The organism is Kitasatospora sp. NPDC023385 (assembly GCF_055664045.1).
In genome coordinates this window covers 118,067-131,987 of sequence record NZ_JBVOOL010000006.1, presented here as the reverse complement: position 1 = coordinate 131,987, position 13,921 = coordinate 118,067, and the positions used below count along the sequence as shown (strand labels likewise).

Below are 13,921 nucleotides of genomic sequence, written 5' to 3'. Positions count from 1 at the left end.
CTCACTTCCCCTTCATCGAGTCGGCAACGGCGAAGTTGGTGCTGTGGTAGTTCAAGGTGGTCTGCTCCAGCGCCGCGCTGTTCTGGTTCAGCCTTGCCGTCAACTGGCCCACCTGCTCGTGCCACTCGGCGAGCGCCGCCCGCAGCGCCCCTGCGGTGTCCCAGCCGCTGTGCGCCGTCGCGGCGGCGTTGGTCGATTCGTCGGCGACGGCACCGACGGTGGGGTCGTTCAGCGCCATCCCGTTCAACGCCGCCACCGCGCCGTTCATCGCCTGGCTGTTGAGACTGAACTGCCCGTTTGCCGCAGGTGTACTCACGTCTGGTTCCCCCCATCAACGATGCACTCGCAAAGGTGTCGACGGCGGCAAGGGCGACCACTGCCAGGCCTTGCCCGCCCGTGCGCTCCCCGACAGCGCCCACGGCTGATCGAGGGCTAACCACCCCTGCCATACCGGGGACGACGCTGACGCGCCATCGGGGCGATCATACAAAGAGCGGCCGACGTGGAGGTCGTTCGATCTCCGTCCTACCCGGCCGACGTATCGCTGCGGACCACCAGCCCCGGGACTCCGGGGCTGCCGTCATCTCGGCTCCGTGTTGGTGCGGCAGCCGTCCATGTACGCCCGGCCGCTCGGCGACCTTCCGGGTTCGCGACGACCTCCGCGAGACGGCGGAGGGGATGGACCACGGCGCTGAGGAGCGTCGGAGCGCGGTTCACCTCGCGGGGGCCGGCGGGCGGGTGGCCAGGGCCTGTTCGACGAGGGCACGCAGTTCCCCGTCACGGATGACCATCGGGTACCCCGCGTCGGTGCACAGGCGGCGGTCGGACTGGCGGATCGTCAGCAGCGCGGCCCGGATCGGAGGGCTGACCTCGCCCATGCGGATCAACGTCCGGAGTGCCTCCTGCAGGAATCGGAAGCCGTCGCCGCCGTCGGCGACCGGCACCACGTACTCCTCCAGGACCCGCATGGTCGGTTCGGCCCGGCCCGTGATCGACCAGAGCGTGACCGCGGCCGTCAGGCGCCACCAGTGCGTGCTGTTCTCCATGGCGAACCGGACCCGGTCCGCGTAAGGGGCCGCTTCGAGGCCGAAGTCGGCCAGGGCGCGGATCGGCGCGTTCCAGGGTTCCTCGGCCGCCAGGACGGCGTCGCCGACGGACTGCAGGGTCGGGCACTCCCCCCGGAGGCGCGCGGCGGTACCGGCCACCAGCGCGTGGTTGCCCGGGTGGTCCAGGACCTCGCAGGTGCGCAGGGCCGGCGCGGCCGAGGCGGCGGCCGGCCCCAGGGCCCACAGGATGCCGAGCACGTGCACGGAGGTCCGGGTGTCGGCGAGGAGCGGCAGGACATCGGGCAGGGCCGGCAGCGCGTCCTCGCACCAGGCCTCCAGCACGCCGAGGAACGAGCGCGTCGCACCGCCTCGCGCCCCGCCCTGCCGGATCGCCTCCCGCATCGCGGGCAGCAGGACGTCCGCGTGGTCCCGCAGCGGGACCAGGACGTCCGCGACGTCCGGCCGCCTCGGATCACTTGTGCAGTAGCCGCGGCCCTGCTCCTCCTCCTGCGCACGGAGTTGCCCGATCAGGCCCGGCAGGGCGCGCGGATCGCCGATCCGGGCGAGTGCCCAGAGGGCGAGCTCGCCGACCGTTCCGTCGAGGTCCTCGTCGGCCCCGTCGTCGTCGAGCAGGTCGGCGAGCCGGTCCGCGTACGGGGCCGCCGGCGGGCCCAGTACCGCGAGGATGTTCGCGGCTCGAAGCCGCACGGCGGCGTCCGGACTGGTCAGCAGAGCACCCGCCAGCGGCAGCAGCGCCGCCTCCACGGAACGCCGTTCGGTCAGGAGTCGCCACGCCACGTCCAGCGCCTCCCGGCACAGCGCGGCATCCCCGGTGCGGTCCGCCGTCTCGACCAGCCGGACGGCGAAGCGGAGTTCGGCCTCGGGGTCGTGGGCGAGCTTCCACGCCGTCGTCCGGACCAGGTCCTCGCGGGTCCAGGGCTCCTCGACAGCGGGAGTGAACCAGGCCTCCTCGAACCGTGGCCGCAGTGCGGGATCGGCGAACACCCCGATCAGCCGGTCCAGTTGGCGGACCGGGAGATCCCGGTCGAGCCCCGCCGAGGCGTGCAGGGCCGCGACCCACAGCACCGGGTCGTCCCCCTCCAGCACCCCCACCAGCACCGCTCGCGCCGCATCGGCCTCCCCGGCTTCCTCGGCTTCGCCGGACCGGCTTCCCTGACCTCCCCGGACAGCGTCTCACCGAGAGCCAGCAGGAGCGGGAGGCGTACCGCCGGGTCCGTTTCGACCCGCCACCGCTCCAGCAGCCGCCGGACCCCGCCGGCCAGGGGTATCGCCGCCCGCCTCACCGCCGGCTCCGGATCCGCGAGCAGCGCCCCCGCCCAGTCCTCGCCTGCCAGGTCCGGCGCCCGCAGGGCCACCAGCAGCTCGACGAGGGGCACCCGCGCGCCCATGGCCGGGTCGGCGGCCAGCGCGACCACGAACGGCAGCGCGACCGCCGTCGCGGACGGCGTCTCGTGCCCGTCCCTCGCGACCAGGGAGTACAGCGGGTCGCTGTCCTCCTCCGTCGCCTCGGCACCCGCGAGGGCGAGTTGACGCAGCGTCCGCGGAATCACCTCGACGGGGTCCGCCGGGTGCGCCGTCTCGAGCCCCTCCCACCGCACGGCGTCCAGCGCTTCCAGCGACATTCCCGCCATCGTCACCACGTTCACCACCACACTGTCCTGACCGGCTACCGGCCGCCATCGTCCAGGAAACCCGCCGTGCTGTCGTGGGAGATTCCGCCTCGGCCGCTGGTCCGAGGCGCCGGGCTCCTCCGCCGCCACTTGAGGGCGCGCCGGGTCGACTTGCCGGGGAAACTGCGCCGATCAACCGGGCCATGTCAACCGCGTCGCACCTGATCGAATGTCACAGTCTGATCGCTGTCATGTCCGGACGATTGTGACGCCGATCGTGCCACCGAAACCCGCCGGCCGACCGTCCTGTGGTGTGTCCAAGCAGACAGCACGCAACCGCCATCGGGGAGCCACCATGTCCGTCCGCCACCGTCGTCCGCTGCTCGCCTCCGCCGTCCTCGTCGTCGGGGCGGGGCTCGCGTTGACCGCCTGCGGGCCCGACAACACCGACTCGGCCGGCGGCTCGGCGGCCTCCGCGACCGCCACGGTGGCCGTCACGCCCCCGCCGGCGGGCGGCCCGGCCAGCGGCGCTCCCGCCGCGAGCGCGCCGACCGCCGGTGGGGCTTCGCACACCGCCACCCGCCCCGCGCAGACACCGCCCGGCGCGAACCCGTCGGCCGGCACCCGGCCCGCCGGCGCCGGCTCCGACGCCCGCCCGTGTGACATCCAGAACCTCGCGATCCAGGCGACGGCCCGCGCCGGGGCACCGAACCAGTGGGTGATCGAGGTGCACAACACCGGTACGAGCGCCTGCAGTCTGAGCTCGTCGCCGGGGGTCGACCTGGGCAACTCGGAGGCCCGCGACCGGAGCAACAACCTCAAGCCGGTGCTCGCCAGCGGCACGTTGCGGTTCCCGGTGGCGGCGGGCCAGAAGGCCTACGCGGTGATCGACCTCGACCCCAGCGGTGCCACCACCGGCACCACCGCGGGCATCAACGAACTCAACGTGCTGGTCGACGATGAGGGCAGCATGCCCCTCGCGAACACCCGTAACTTCCCGCTCGGCAGCGGCGCCCACGTCCTGAACCCGCAGATGGGCATCTACCGGTCCACCGTGGCCGAAGCGGTCGCCTCCATGACGGCGGCCGGCAAGTAGCAGTCCCGCAGAGGTGTCTGACCGGGGCGAGCGGAGCCCAGCCGTCCGTCCGCTTGACCCACTCGCTGCCGCCCGGCGGGGAGTTCCGCCGGGTCGCCTCTGTTCCCCCGGTGTCCCGTTCCGGCGGTCCAGGCTCGTCCCACTCCCGCTGGTCACAGGCCCGTTCGCCGTTCCACCCCACTCATCGGGGCGCCGGGCATGGCGGCTGGGACGGATCACTCCGCAAGCTTCGGTCATCCGATCGACCCACCGTCCGGCGAATGCCGAAAGGGGCACGACCACATGTCCGTCCACACCTCCCGCTCCCGGCTGATCACCGCTGCCGCGAGCGTCGCGCTCGCCGCCTTCTCGATGACCGCATGCAGCGGCAGCAGCAACGGAAGCGGCAACGGGGACGCCAAGGCAGCCGGCTCGTCGCCCACCGCGGCGGCCACGGCCCCCCTTCCCGCCACCGCACCGGCCCCGGCGTCCGCCGACCCGCCCGCAGGCAGCGCCACCACCACCGGCACGCCCCCGGCCGCCGCGCCCCCGGCCACCGGTTCGAAGGCCGCCACCGGCACCCCCGCGCCGAAAACCCCCGCAGCCCCTGCGGCCCCCGCGGCCGCCAACCCGACCGCCTGCCAGGGCTCCAACACCAAGACCACCGCCGCCCCGCTCAACCGCCCCGTGAACCACATGCTGCTCACCGTCACCAACACCGGCGCCGGCCTCTGCTACCTCTACGGCTACCCGGCCGTCCAGTTCGGCGAGGCCCAGTCCGTGCCCCCGGTCATCGCCGACTCGAAGCCGCAGGCCGTGGTCACGCTCAAGCCCGGCGAGTCCGGCTACGCCTCCGTCAACCTGTCCTCCGCGGACGGCAGCGACGCCTCGAACGGCCGCACCGTGGCGTCCCTGGCCGTCTACTTCCACGGCCCCTCCGGTGGGGAGAGCGTCGGCGCGGGGGCCCACCCGTCGCTGCCCGCGAAGGGCGTCCACGTGGACGACTCCCTCAAGGTCACCTACTGGCAGCAGTCGCTGGACGACGCCGTCTCCTGGTGACCGGCCGCCTGCCGCCCGCCGCCCGCCGCCCCCCGCGGTCCCTGGAGTCCCCATGACCTTACGGATAGCAGTCACGGCCGAGCCGATACCTTCGCACGTGTCCGCGCTCGACTACGTCATCAGCCCCGCCCTTGAGCAGGGCCACACCGTCACGCTCCACGCCCCCCTCATGTTCCGCCGCGAAGCCCGGCGGCGAGCAGTGGAGTTCCACCGGGCAGGAACGGACTGGACCTGCGATCCCGCCGTTCAGCAGGCAGCGAGCGAGATCTGGAAGGAGTCCGGGAACGCGCCCTTCACCCGCTACGTCTTCGGTGGGCTCTGGCCGGACCAGGCCGAACCGAAGGCCCGCGACCTGATCACCGCGTGGACCCGGGCGCGGCCCGACCTGGTGGTCGCCGAGTGCAGCGACCTCGGCGCGCACCTCGCGGCGAAGATCCTGCACCTGCCCGTGGTCGCCGCCGACAACGGGCTCGGCCCGGTCCTCCTGGACCTCTGGGACACCGACATCGCGCCCGCGTTGACCCCCCTGTACAAGCAGCACGGGCAGGACACACCCGTCCTGCCCCCGCTGCTCACCCCCGCGCCGGTCCAGTGGTTCTACGAGACGCCGCCGCCCTGGGCGCGCGCCGTCCGACGCACCGTCGCGACATTCCGGACCGCCCTCCCCGAGTGGCTGGACCGTCCCTCCTCCTCCCGCCCGTTCGTCTACGTGAGCCTCGGCACCCTGACCACCACGATGTCCGGTCTGCGCGGCGTCGTCGGGAACGTGTACCGGGAGGTCATGGCCGCACTCTCCGCAATCGGCTGCGATGCGATCGTGTCCGCGGGAGACCTCGCCGAGGACCTGCGCAGCGACGACCCCCGCATCACGGTTCTCGAGCACGTCCCGCAGCCCGCACTCCTGCACCGCGCCGACCTGTTCGTGACGCACGGCGGCCGGGCGTCCCTGCTCGACGCCGTCCAGGGCGCAACGCCCGTCCTGGGCCTGGGCGTTCTCGCCGACCAGCCCGACAACTGCGCCGCGTTCGCCCGCCGTGGCCTCGGCCGCGCCCTCGAACTCACGGCAACGCGCGGCGAGATCGCCGACGCCATGACGGCCCTCCTCGGCAACTCCGGCTACACCGCCGCCATGAACGCCGCCGGCGTCAGGCTGTCACGGCTGCCACCGCTCGACTTCACGGAACTGGCGGTGATGACGGAGAGCACGAGGCCTCCGACCGCCGACGGGCGGTGCTGAGCAGGGAAAGCAGGGGGGAGCAGGGGGAGGAGGGGCAGCAGGGGGAACAGGGCAGAAGCCGGGCCCGGGAGTGGACGCCGCCTGCGGGGGGAAGCCGTCGGTCAGCCACACCGACCCCAGGAGGCCCGCCGAGATGAGCACGGACAGCCGAGCAGCGAACGCCCACCGGACACCGAACATCCATCGGGTCTCGAACGCCCATCGGACCCCGAACGCGCACCGGGCACCGGGCACCCACCGGGCGCCGATGCTGCGGCGCCACCCCCGCCACGAGCGCCGCGGCGAGGCCCGACTGCCGGCGATGGCGGCCACCGTGGTGGCGATCCTGCTCAACCTCGCCCTGCCGGAGCCCCTGCTCGTCGGCCCGCGCTACGTCCTGCCGGCCCTGGAGGTGCTGCTCCTGATTCCGCTGGTCGCGGTGAACCCGCACCGGATGACCCGCCAGAACCGGCTGTCCCGAGCCCTGTCACTGGCCCTGGTCGGCCTGATCGGCGTGAGCAACCTGCTGGCCCTGGGACTGCTCGTCCACGCGCTGGTGGCCACCGACGTCAAGGACGGCGGATCGCTGCTGATCGCCGCCTTCCAGGTCTGGGCCACCGACGTCATCGTCTTCGGTCTCGCGTTCTGGGAACTCGACCGCGGCGGCCCGGTCGTCCGCACCCAGGTGCCGCGCACCGAACTCCCGCTCGCGGACTTCCGCTTCTCCCAGGACGAGAACCACGACGCGGTGGAGGAAGTCGCCGACGGGTCCAGCCGCTCCTGCGACTGGGCCCCGACGCTGATCGACTACCTCTACGTGTCGGTGACCAATTCCACCGCGTTCAGCCCGACCGACACCATGCCGCTCTCCGCCCGGGCCAAGGTCCTCATGAGCGTGGAGAGCATCGCCGCACTCGTCACGTCCCTCCTGGTCATCGCCCGCGCGGTCAGCGCCCTGCACTGACCGGCCGCCCCGGCCGTCCGTGGCCGGTCCTGGCGACCGGTCAGGGCCCGCGGGGGAGGCGGCGGAAGCAGCCCGTCTGAGCTCCCGAGGTGCCGGCGCATCGGCGGCCGGCGGTGCCGAGGCCGGTGGGGGAGCGGTCGTGTCCTGCGGGGATAGTCGTGCCGTAACTGTCCGGTTTGGTTCGTGTGCATGGAAACCGGGGCTGCTCCGGTGCTCGGCGGCGGGAAGGCCCGTTCGGCTGTGGGCGCGGTAGGCGGCGAAGTCCACGCCCGCCCGGGAGCGGGCAGTCAGCCTGCGGCCGGCGGTTGGGGGGCGTGGGTGTACGGGACGGGTTTGCCGGTGACGGCGTCGGCCAGGACCCGGGTGCCGAGCGGCCGGTGCAGCACGGCCTTGAGCTGGGCGATGCCGCCGTCCTCGCATCCGATCCCCGGGCCGGAGGCGTCCCGGCGTCTCAGCAGCAGGGTGACTCGGTCGGCGGTCTCCCGTGTCACCAGGTCGGGCTTGTAGTCGCAGCCGCTCCAGGCGACCTCGATCGTGATCGTGCGGTCGTCCGCTTCCACCGCCGTGTTCTTCGTGGACGGGTCGCTGAGCGCGATTCGGCCGAGGACCGATGCGTCCCGCCGCTTGTACGGCAGCGGCTCATCGGAACCGGAGTCGGGATCACCCCCCAGCGCGTAACACGCCGACACCCCGACCCCGAGCAGCAGCACCGCGACTGCCCAGCGCTTGTCACGCGTCGTCAGTTCCACGCCTGGCCCTCCCCTTGTCATGGATCAGGGTAGGCCCGGCGTCCACGCCCGAGCCGGCCGGGATCCCGGGGCCGTACCCGGATCCGCCCCGTCCCGCCCCCGTCCGGAGCCGCCCCCCGTCCGGATCCGCCCCGTCCCGCCCGGACTTGCCCGGGAGGCTAACCGCCCGTGGGAACCGGAAGGTCCGGGTACGGAGTCATCTCCGACGTGAACTCCGATGCAACGGCACAGAACCCGCAGGCCCGGCCCCAGATCAACCGCAGGCGGCTGCTGTTGAGCGCCGCGGGAGGCGTGGGAGCACTCGCCCTCGCGGGCGGGGCCCGGTGGTCGGCGGCGGCAGCGTGTTCGCCATCCACGGAGACGCGCTGCACGCCTACGACGCGGCCACCGGCGAACCGCGCTGGAGCCGGCCGTGGGACACCTCGGGCTTCCTGGCACTGGCCGGCGACACCGTGTACGCCGCGGGCGAGCGGATCGGGGCCCGCGCGTTCGAGGCGCGCAGCGGCGAGCAGCGGTGGACGCAGGACGCCGTCCTCGGCGTCAACAGTGCTCCCGCCGTCCACCAGGGTGCCGTCCTGCTCACGTACGCCGCCGGGAGCGGAAACAACTCCTGGGCCTGCTCGTTGGACGCGGCCACCGGCCGGGTGCGCTGGCAGCGGATGCGGCACGGCGTGCCCGGCTGCCCGCTGTCGGCCGCGGGCGGGACGGTCTGCCTGCTCAACGGGGCGCAGCTGGTCGGGATGGACACGGAGACCGGCGAGCAGCGCTGGACGGCCGCCGTGACCCCGGGCCTGGGCCGCGGCATGAGTTCGATGACCGTCGCGGACGGCAGCGTGTACGTCGGGACCAACGACGACCGGCTGTTCGCCTTCGACCTCGACACCGGCCGCGCGCGCTGGCAGGACACCCCGGAGGACCTCCGCTCCGGCACCGGGTACACCCGTGTCTCGCTGGCAGCCGCCGGCAGGGCCGTCTACCGCAGCAGCCGCACCGGCGTCCACGCCCTCGGCGCGCTGACCTAGACGAGCCGGGGCGCGATGCCGAGCCGCGGCCGGCCCGGCCGAGGGCCGTGGCGGGTCAGAGGCTGCGGGCGGTGATGTCGCCGTAGGAGGTGGTGGCGCGGATGTCGAGTTCGGTGGTGCCGTCGTTCTTGAGGGCGTTGCTGATCCGGCCGTGGCCGGTGTCGGCGTCCAGGGCGGCCGACACGCCGGCGGCGGCGCCGACCGCGATGTCGCCGGACCGGGTGCGGAGCACGACGGTGCCGCCCATGGCTTCGGCGATCCGGATGTCGCCCCGTGCGGTGCTGATCTCCGCGGACCCGCCGAGCCGGCCGACCTCGACGTCGCCGTCGACCGCGGTGAGGCGGACGCTGGCGGCCTCGTCCAGCTTGATCCGGCGGTACGCGCCGTCGAACGCGACGTCGCCCAGGCGGCCGACGCCGCGCAGTTCGGTGCCGGCCGCCCGGGCCTCGACCCGGGAACCGGCGGGCAGCTTGACCGTCACCTCGATGGCCCCGGAAGGGCCGAGGTACTGGTTCTTCACCGGGTTGTCGATCCGCAGGACTCCGTCGGCGCATTCGACCGTCGTCTAGACGCCTCGACCGCCCGACCTCCACGATCACGCGCGAGGTGATGCGCAACGGCGGCCCCACCGGCTACCGCGCCGACCTGGCCCACCGCGCCACCCAGCAGCGCACCCGCCGCCGCACACCCGCCGCTCCCCAGGACCCGAACACGCCCCCGCAGGCCCACGGGCGCGACGCCGAGGCCCTGCGCGACTACCAGGAGACCCTCACCACCGTCTTCATGACCTCCGGCCTGCCCAAGATGATGGCCCGGGTGCTCGGCTGCCTCTACACCACCGACACCGGCAGCCACACCGCCGCCGAACTCGCCCAGCGCCTCCAGGTCAGCCCGGCGTCCGTCTCCAAGGCGATCACCTACCTCGAAGGCCTGGACCTCGTCCGCCGGGAACGCGACGAACGCCGGCGCGAGCGCTACGTCGTCGACGACGACCTCTGGTACCAGTCGATGATCCGCAGCGCCCGCGCCAACGACCAGTTCATCGAGACCGCCCGCCAGGGCGTCGGCATCCTCGGCCGCGGCACCCCGGCCGCCACCCGCCTCGAAAACGCCGCCCGCTTCCTCGACTTCGTCAGCGAAGGACTCCTGCGCGCCGCGGAACAGGGACGCGAAGTCCTCTACGCCAGAGCCGGGACGACCCCGGACGACACCGCCCCGCCGCGCCCCGACCGCACGTAGCCGGGCCGGCTCGAGGGCCAGGGGACAGCGTCGAGCGTTCCTGGGCCGACGGTCGCCGCGCAGTCGGTCAGGCCCGGCAGTCGGTCAGATCCGGCCGTCGGCCAGAACCGTCGGTGCGAAGGCCGTGATCGCCTCGACGAGGTCGCCGGGAGCTTCCAGCGGGATCAGGTGCCCCGTGTCCGGGATCACCGTGAAGTCGGCTCCGGACAGGTAGGGCGCCAGGTTGTCGACGAGCACGTCGACCGGCTCGACCCGGTCGTTCGCCCCGGCGACGACGAGGGTGGGGACGCCGATCATCCGGGTGTCCGCGGAGACGTCCTCCGCGATGCCGTGCAGCGGCCACTCCGTGCGGGCGGCGTCGGCGCCGGAACGCGAATCGGCCGCGATCCGCGCCTTGACCGGCTCGGGCAGGTCGGTCGCGGTGAGGATGCCGTCCCGTGCGCCGGCGACGGACTCGTCGGAGTCGTAGGCGTGGGAGAGGCGTTGCCGGTACGCGGCAGTGATCTGCGCGGGGGGCTTCGCCGGAGCGGAGCCGACGAGGACGAGCCCGCGAAGGGCGGCGGGCCGGGTCGCCGCGACGAGCTGCGCGACCTTGCCCCCCATGGAATGCCCGACGAGCAGGTAGTCCGTGACGCCCGCGTCGGCGATCACGGCGAGCGTGTCGTCGGCGAACTGACGCAGCGTGTAGGGGCCGGCCAGGCCGCTCGAGCGGCTCCACCCCCGGAAGTCGACGGTGAGCACGTCGCGGCCCGCGAGGCGGTCGACGACGAGGTCCCAGGTGCGGGCCGAACCACCCCAGTAGTGCAGGAACACCAGGGTCGGTCCGGCCCCCGGCCGGTGGTCGTAAGCGGGCAGGGGCAGTTGCTGCGTCGTGTTCATCGCGACTCTTCCGATCGGCGTTCCGTGGCGGTTGTCCTGTGCTTCATCGAACCGCTCCGGCGGTGACGGGGCATCGGCACGACCGGTCACTCCATGGTGGAAACTGGACACATGACCGTGATCCGGCAAATGACCTACCAGCCCGCCGGGCGCCGTGCCGCCGCTGTCGAGACGATGACGTTCGACCGCCTCCGCGAGCTCGACGACGGCGGGACACAGCGTGCCGACTTCCACGTCCTCGCCGTCGTCGACGCCGGGCACGGATCCGTCACGGTGGACTTCCTGCGGCACCCGCTCCGGGAGCGGTCCGCGGTGTGGGTCGCTCCCGGAGCGGTGCACCGGTGGGACGACATCGCCGACCTGACCGGGCACCTCGTGCTGTTCGTGCCGACCGCGCCGGTCACCCACGCCACCCGGGAACTCGCCGCGGCCCCCGACCTGGCCGCGCACCGGATCATCCCCGACGCCGACTGGCCGTTCGTCGACACCGCGCGCCACCACCTCCTCCTCGAAACCTCCGCCCCGCCCGCGGACACCGAGACGCAACTGCCCGAGATCCTGCTCACCGCCCTCATCGCCCGCCTCCGGCCGCCGCACACCGGAACGCGGTCGACGAACCCGCTCTTCCACCGGTTCCGCGCCAGCGTCGAAGCGCACTTCCGGGAACACCGCGACGCCGGCCACTACGCCCGGGCACTGGGATACGCGCCCCGCACCCTCTCACGAGCGGTCCAGCAGGCCACCGGCCGCACCGCGAAGGCGTACATCGTCGAACGGACCGTCCTGGAAGCCAAACGCCTCCTCGCCCACGACCGCCTCACCCCCGCCCGCTGCGCCGGCGCGCTCGGCTTCCCCGACGCGTCCAACTTCTCGGCGTTCTTCCGGAAAGCGACAGGCATGCGCCCGGGCGCGTGGCAGGCGACGGCGGCAGCCGACTGAGGGGGGCTGCGAGGTGGGCGGCGAGGGGAACACCTCCTCTGCCGACGGCAGTTGACCGGTCACCAGGCTCGTTCGATCGCTGGCTGCAGCGGTGCGACGTCCAGGACACACCTGGCCCCGGCGTCACGGAGCAGTGTCAGTAACGGCTGGCAGCATCGGGCGCATGACGAATGCGACACCGTTCGACTGGCTGCCGTTTCTGCTCAGATGGAGCGGGGAGTGGTCGGATTCCCTGCCCGATGACGAGACACGTAGTGCGGAGGATGAAGCTGCCCGGCAGGTTCGGTGGTTGGGGTTCCCGCCAGCGTCCGAGCAACGGATCGTAGCCATGGAGGAGCGACTCGGTCGACGGATGCCCCCGTCGTACCGGGAGTTCCTCAAGGTCAGCGACGGTTGGCGGCACGCCGGCGGGTTCATCCGGCTGCTGGCGGGGGCCACGAACGCGCGCTGGCACAACAATGAGTCCGGGCTCGCGGACATGTTCGAGGAGTACCTGGACGACGACGCCGGCCCCGCCGAGCGGCGGGATGCGGACCTCTGGCGGCGCGGGCTCCAGCTCGACGTCGAGTCCGACATCACCCACGTCCTACTGGATCCCGAAGACGTGGACGAGGACGGCGAGTGGGCCGTCTACACGTGGGCGAGCTGGCGGGCCGCGCCACCGGAGCGGTACGCGAACTTCGTCGAGTTCATGCGCGGCATGCACCGGGAGTTCCACAGCCTGCGGGCGCGCCGGGCCGACGGGGGGCCGCAGTTCGCCAACGACTCGACGCGGGAGCTGGACGCCATGGTGGAGCGGGCCCGGCTGGAGGCGCTGCGCGGTGAGTGGGAACGGGCCGAGCACGCGCTGGACGAGGCGAAGGAGTACGGCAGGCCGCGGGCCGCCGGGCTGGGTGACCAGATACGCCGTCTGCTCGGACAGACGTACATGGTGTACTTCGAGGACGTGGTGACCGACCTGCGGTATGCGGCCGAGCTGCTGCCGGCGCTGGTCGCCGAGCATGCGGCGCACTCCTACCGGGACGACTCCACGCTGATGTTCCACCTGCGGGGAGCCGGTGACGACGTGGTGTCGCTGGCCTACGCGACGCTGGAGCAGGTGCGCAGCGGCACGTACCGGTACACGGCGGACGGACCGTTCGGGGAAGCGGTCGAACGGGCACGTGAGCTGGCGCGGTGGGGTGACACCGACGGGGCATGGCGGACGCTGATGGACGCCCTGCCGGTATGGCAGCCGCTGGGCCCCGACCACCTGGCGCCTCTGGGGTGGGTGGCCGACCCCCTGCTCGGGCCCCTGTTGACCCCGGAACGGGGCCGCGAGCTGCTGTCCACCCCCAGGGGTGGACAGGCGGGTGAGGTGCCGGGTCGATCGGCCGGCCACGACCCGGACAACTTGGCGTGGCTCGCGGACCCGGACGCCCACGACAACCTCACGTCCTACCGGTTCGTCCTGGTCGAAGGCGTGGAGCCGGAGGACCTGCCCGGACGCCTCGCGGACGGGAACGAGGCGGTGCTGGACATTCCCATGACCTCCGGCGAAGCACGCCGCCGGTTGCGCTGCGGACAGAGGGAGTTCTCGTCCTACGACGACAAGGCCCTCATGGCGGTCGGTCGGGCCGGTGCCCGTTGGAGCTTCGCCTTCGACGGCGACCCTGCGCCTTTCGACACGCAGCGATTCGTCTCCCCGGCCGCGGCCGCCAGCGCGGGTACCCGCGCGGTGGTCGTGTGGAGCGGTCTGAGGACTTGGGCCGGGGAACCGTTCTTCCACCTTTCCGTCGCGCAGGACGGTGCCGGGCAGTACGCCTTCACGTACGCGGACGGAGAGGTGCACCGAACCGGGCAGATACCACGGGCGTTGGACCCGGACCGGTTCTTCGGCCCCAGGGAGGAGGACACCGAAGCGGAACGCTCGCTGCTGGAGGCCGTGACCGGCGAGTTCGGTGTCCACCTGCCGCGCCACGCGATCACGAACGGGCGGCTGCACACGTTCACCACCCGCTCATGGACGCGACCGCCGGGGAACGGGGAGACCTACACCGTGATCAGCATGAACTGCGATGCCGCACGCTGACGGACAAAACACCCGTACCCCTTCCACGCCT

The 13,921-nt window shown here is 72.9% G+C and carries 12 protein-coding genes and 2 pseudogenes; 8 read left to right on the top strand and 6 right to left on the bottom strand.

The annotated features are described in order from the left end of the window. Position 1: 1 nt before the first annotated feature. The 3 genes from AC0B61_RS12090 to AC0B61_RS12080 all read right to left on the bottom strand — a co-directional run bounded on the left by AC0B61_RS12090 (position 2) and on the right by AC0B61_RS12080 (position 2,713). On the bottom strand, positions 2-316 hold the full coding sequence (locus AC0B61_RS12090; protein ID WP_471740539.1) for a hypothetical protein: 315 nt from the start codon (positions 314-316) through the stop codon (positions 2-4). A gap of 397 nt (positions 317-713) precedes the next feature. Continuing rightward, on the bottom strand, positions 714-2,153 hold the full coding sequence (locus tag AC0B61_RS12085; RefSeq protein WP_471740538.1) for a HEAT repeat domain-containing protein: 1,440 nt from the start codon (positions 2,151-2,153) through the stop codon (positions 714-716). Then, positions 2,057-2,713: a hypothetical protein gene (locus AC0B61_RS12080; protein ID WP_471740537.1), complete on the bottom strand. Its 657-nt coding sequence runs from the start codon at positions 2,711-2,713 to the stop codon at positions 2,057-2,059. Before AC0B61_RS12080 ends, AC0B61_RS12085 begins: the two co-directional genes overlap by 97 nt. Positions 2,714-3,032: 319 nt before the next feature. Between AC0B61_RS12080 and AC0B61_RS12075 the strand changes: the two genes are divergently transcribed. The 4 genes from AC0B61_RS12075 (at position 3,033) to AC0B61_RS12060 (ending at position 6,991) form a co-directional block, all read left to right on the top strand. Continuing rightward, positions 3,033-3,773 (top strand): DUF4232 domain-containing protein, encoded by a 741-nt coding sequence (locus AC0B61_RS12075; RefSeq protein ID WP_471740536.1) that lies wholly within the window; start codon positions 3,033-3,035, stop codon positions 3,771-3,773. Between the two features lie 282 nt (positions 3,774-4,055). Continuing rightward, on the top strand, positions 4,056-4,811 hold the full coding sequence (locus AC0B61_RS12070) for a DUF4232 domain-containing protein (RefSeq protein WP_471740535.1): 756 nt from the start codon (positions 4,056-4,058) through the stop codon (positions 4,809-4,811). Between the two features lie 97 nt (positions 4,812-4,908). Further along, complete coding sequence (locus AC0B61_RS12065) at positions 4,909-6,048, top strand: glycosyltransferase (RefSeq protein ID WP_471740534.1); 1,140 nt, start codon at positions 4,909-4,911, stop codon at positions 6,046-6,048. A 133-nt stretch (positions 6,049-6,181) separates the two neighbouring features. Then, positions 6,182-6,991 carry a hypothetical protein gene (locus AC0B61_RS12060; protein ID WP_471740533.1) on the top strand — a complete coding sequence of 270 codons (810 nt, stop codon included), beginning with the start codon at positions 6,182-6,184 and terminating at the stop codon, positions 6,989-6,991. 287 nt (positions 6,992-7,278) lie between these two features. Here the strand turns inward: AC0B61_RS12060 and AC0B61_RS12055 are convergent, their stop codons facing one another. Then, positions 7,279-7,740, bottom strand: a complete 462-nt coding sequence (locus AC0B61_RS12055) for a hypothetical protein (protein WP_471740532.1) — start codon at positions 7,738-7,740, stop codon at positions 7,279-7,281. 14 nt (positions 7,741-7,754) lie between these two features. Here AC0B61_RS12055 and AC0B61_RS12050 point away from each other — a divergent pair, with 14 nt between their 5' ends. After that, positions 7,755-8,762, top strand: a complete 1,008-nt coding sequence (locus AC0B61_RS12050; RefSeq protein ID WP_471740531.1) for a PQQ-binding-like beta-propeller repeat protein — start codon at positions 7,755-7,757, stop codon at positions 8,760-8,762. A gap of 55 nt (positions 8,763-8,817) precedes the next feature. Here the strand turns inward: AC0B61_RS12050 and AC0B61_RS12045 are convergent. Next, positions 8,818-9,327, bottom strand: a pseudogene (locus AC0B61_RS12045) (DUF4097 family beta strand repeat-containing protein); the annotation flags it as partial. On the opposite strand from AC0B61_RS12045, the pseudogene AC0B61_RS12040 reads away from it, so the two are divergent. Beyond that, positions 9,327-10,001: pseudogene (locus AC0B61_RS12040) on the top strand (GbsR/MarR family transcriptional regulator); the annotation flags it as partial. The pseudogenes AC0B61_RS12045 and AC0B61_RS12040 sit on opposite strands and share 1 nt — an antisense overlap. Positions 10,002-10,085: 84 nt before the next feature. Here the strand turns inward: AC0B61_RS12040 and AC0B61_RS12035 are convergent. After that, positions 10,086-10,880, bottom strand: coding sequence for an alpha/beta fold hydrolase (locus AC0B61_RS12035; RefSeq protein ID WP_471740530.1), 795 nt, complete (start codon positions 10,878-10,880; stop codon positions 10,086-10,088). 129 nt (positions 10,881-11,009) lie between these two features. Here AC0B61_RS12035 and AC0B61_RS12030 point away from each other — a divergent pair, with 129 nt between their 5' ends. Then, positions 11,010-11,819, top strand: coding sequence for a helix-turn-helix domain-containing protein (locus AC0B61_RS12030; protein ID WP_471740529.1), 810 nt, complete (start codon positions 11,010-11,012; stop codon positions 11,817-11,819). Between the two features lie 163 nt (positions 11,820-11,982). After that, the gene (locus tag AC0B61_RS12025; protein ID WP_471740528.1) at positions 11,983-13,890 is read left to right on the top strand and encodes an SMI1/KNR4 family protein; all 1,908 of its coding nucleotides are present in this window, start codon (positions 11,983-11,985) and stop codon (positions 13,888-13,890) included. Positions 13,891-13,921: the final 31 nt, after the last annotated feature.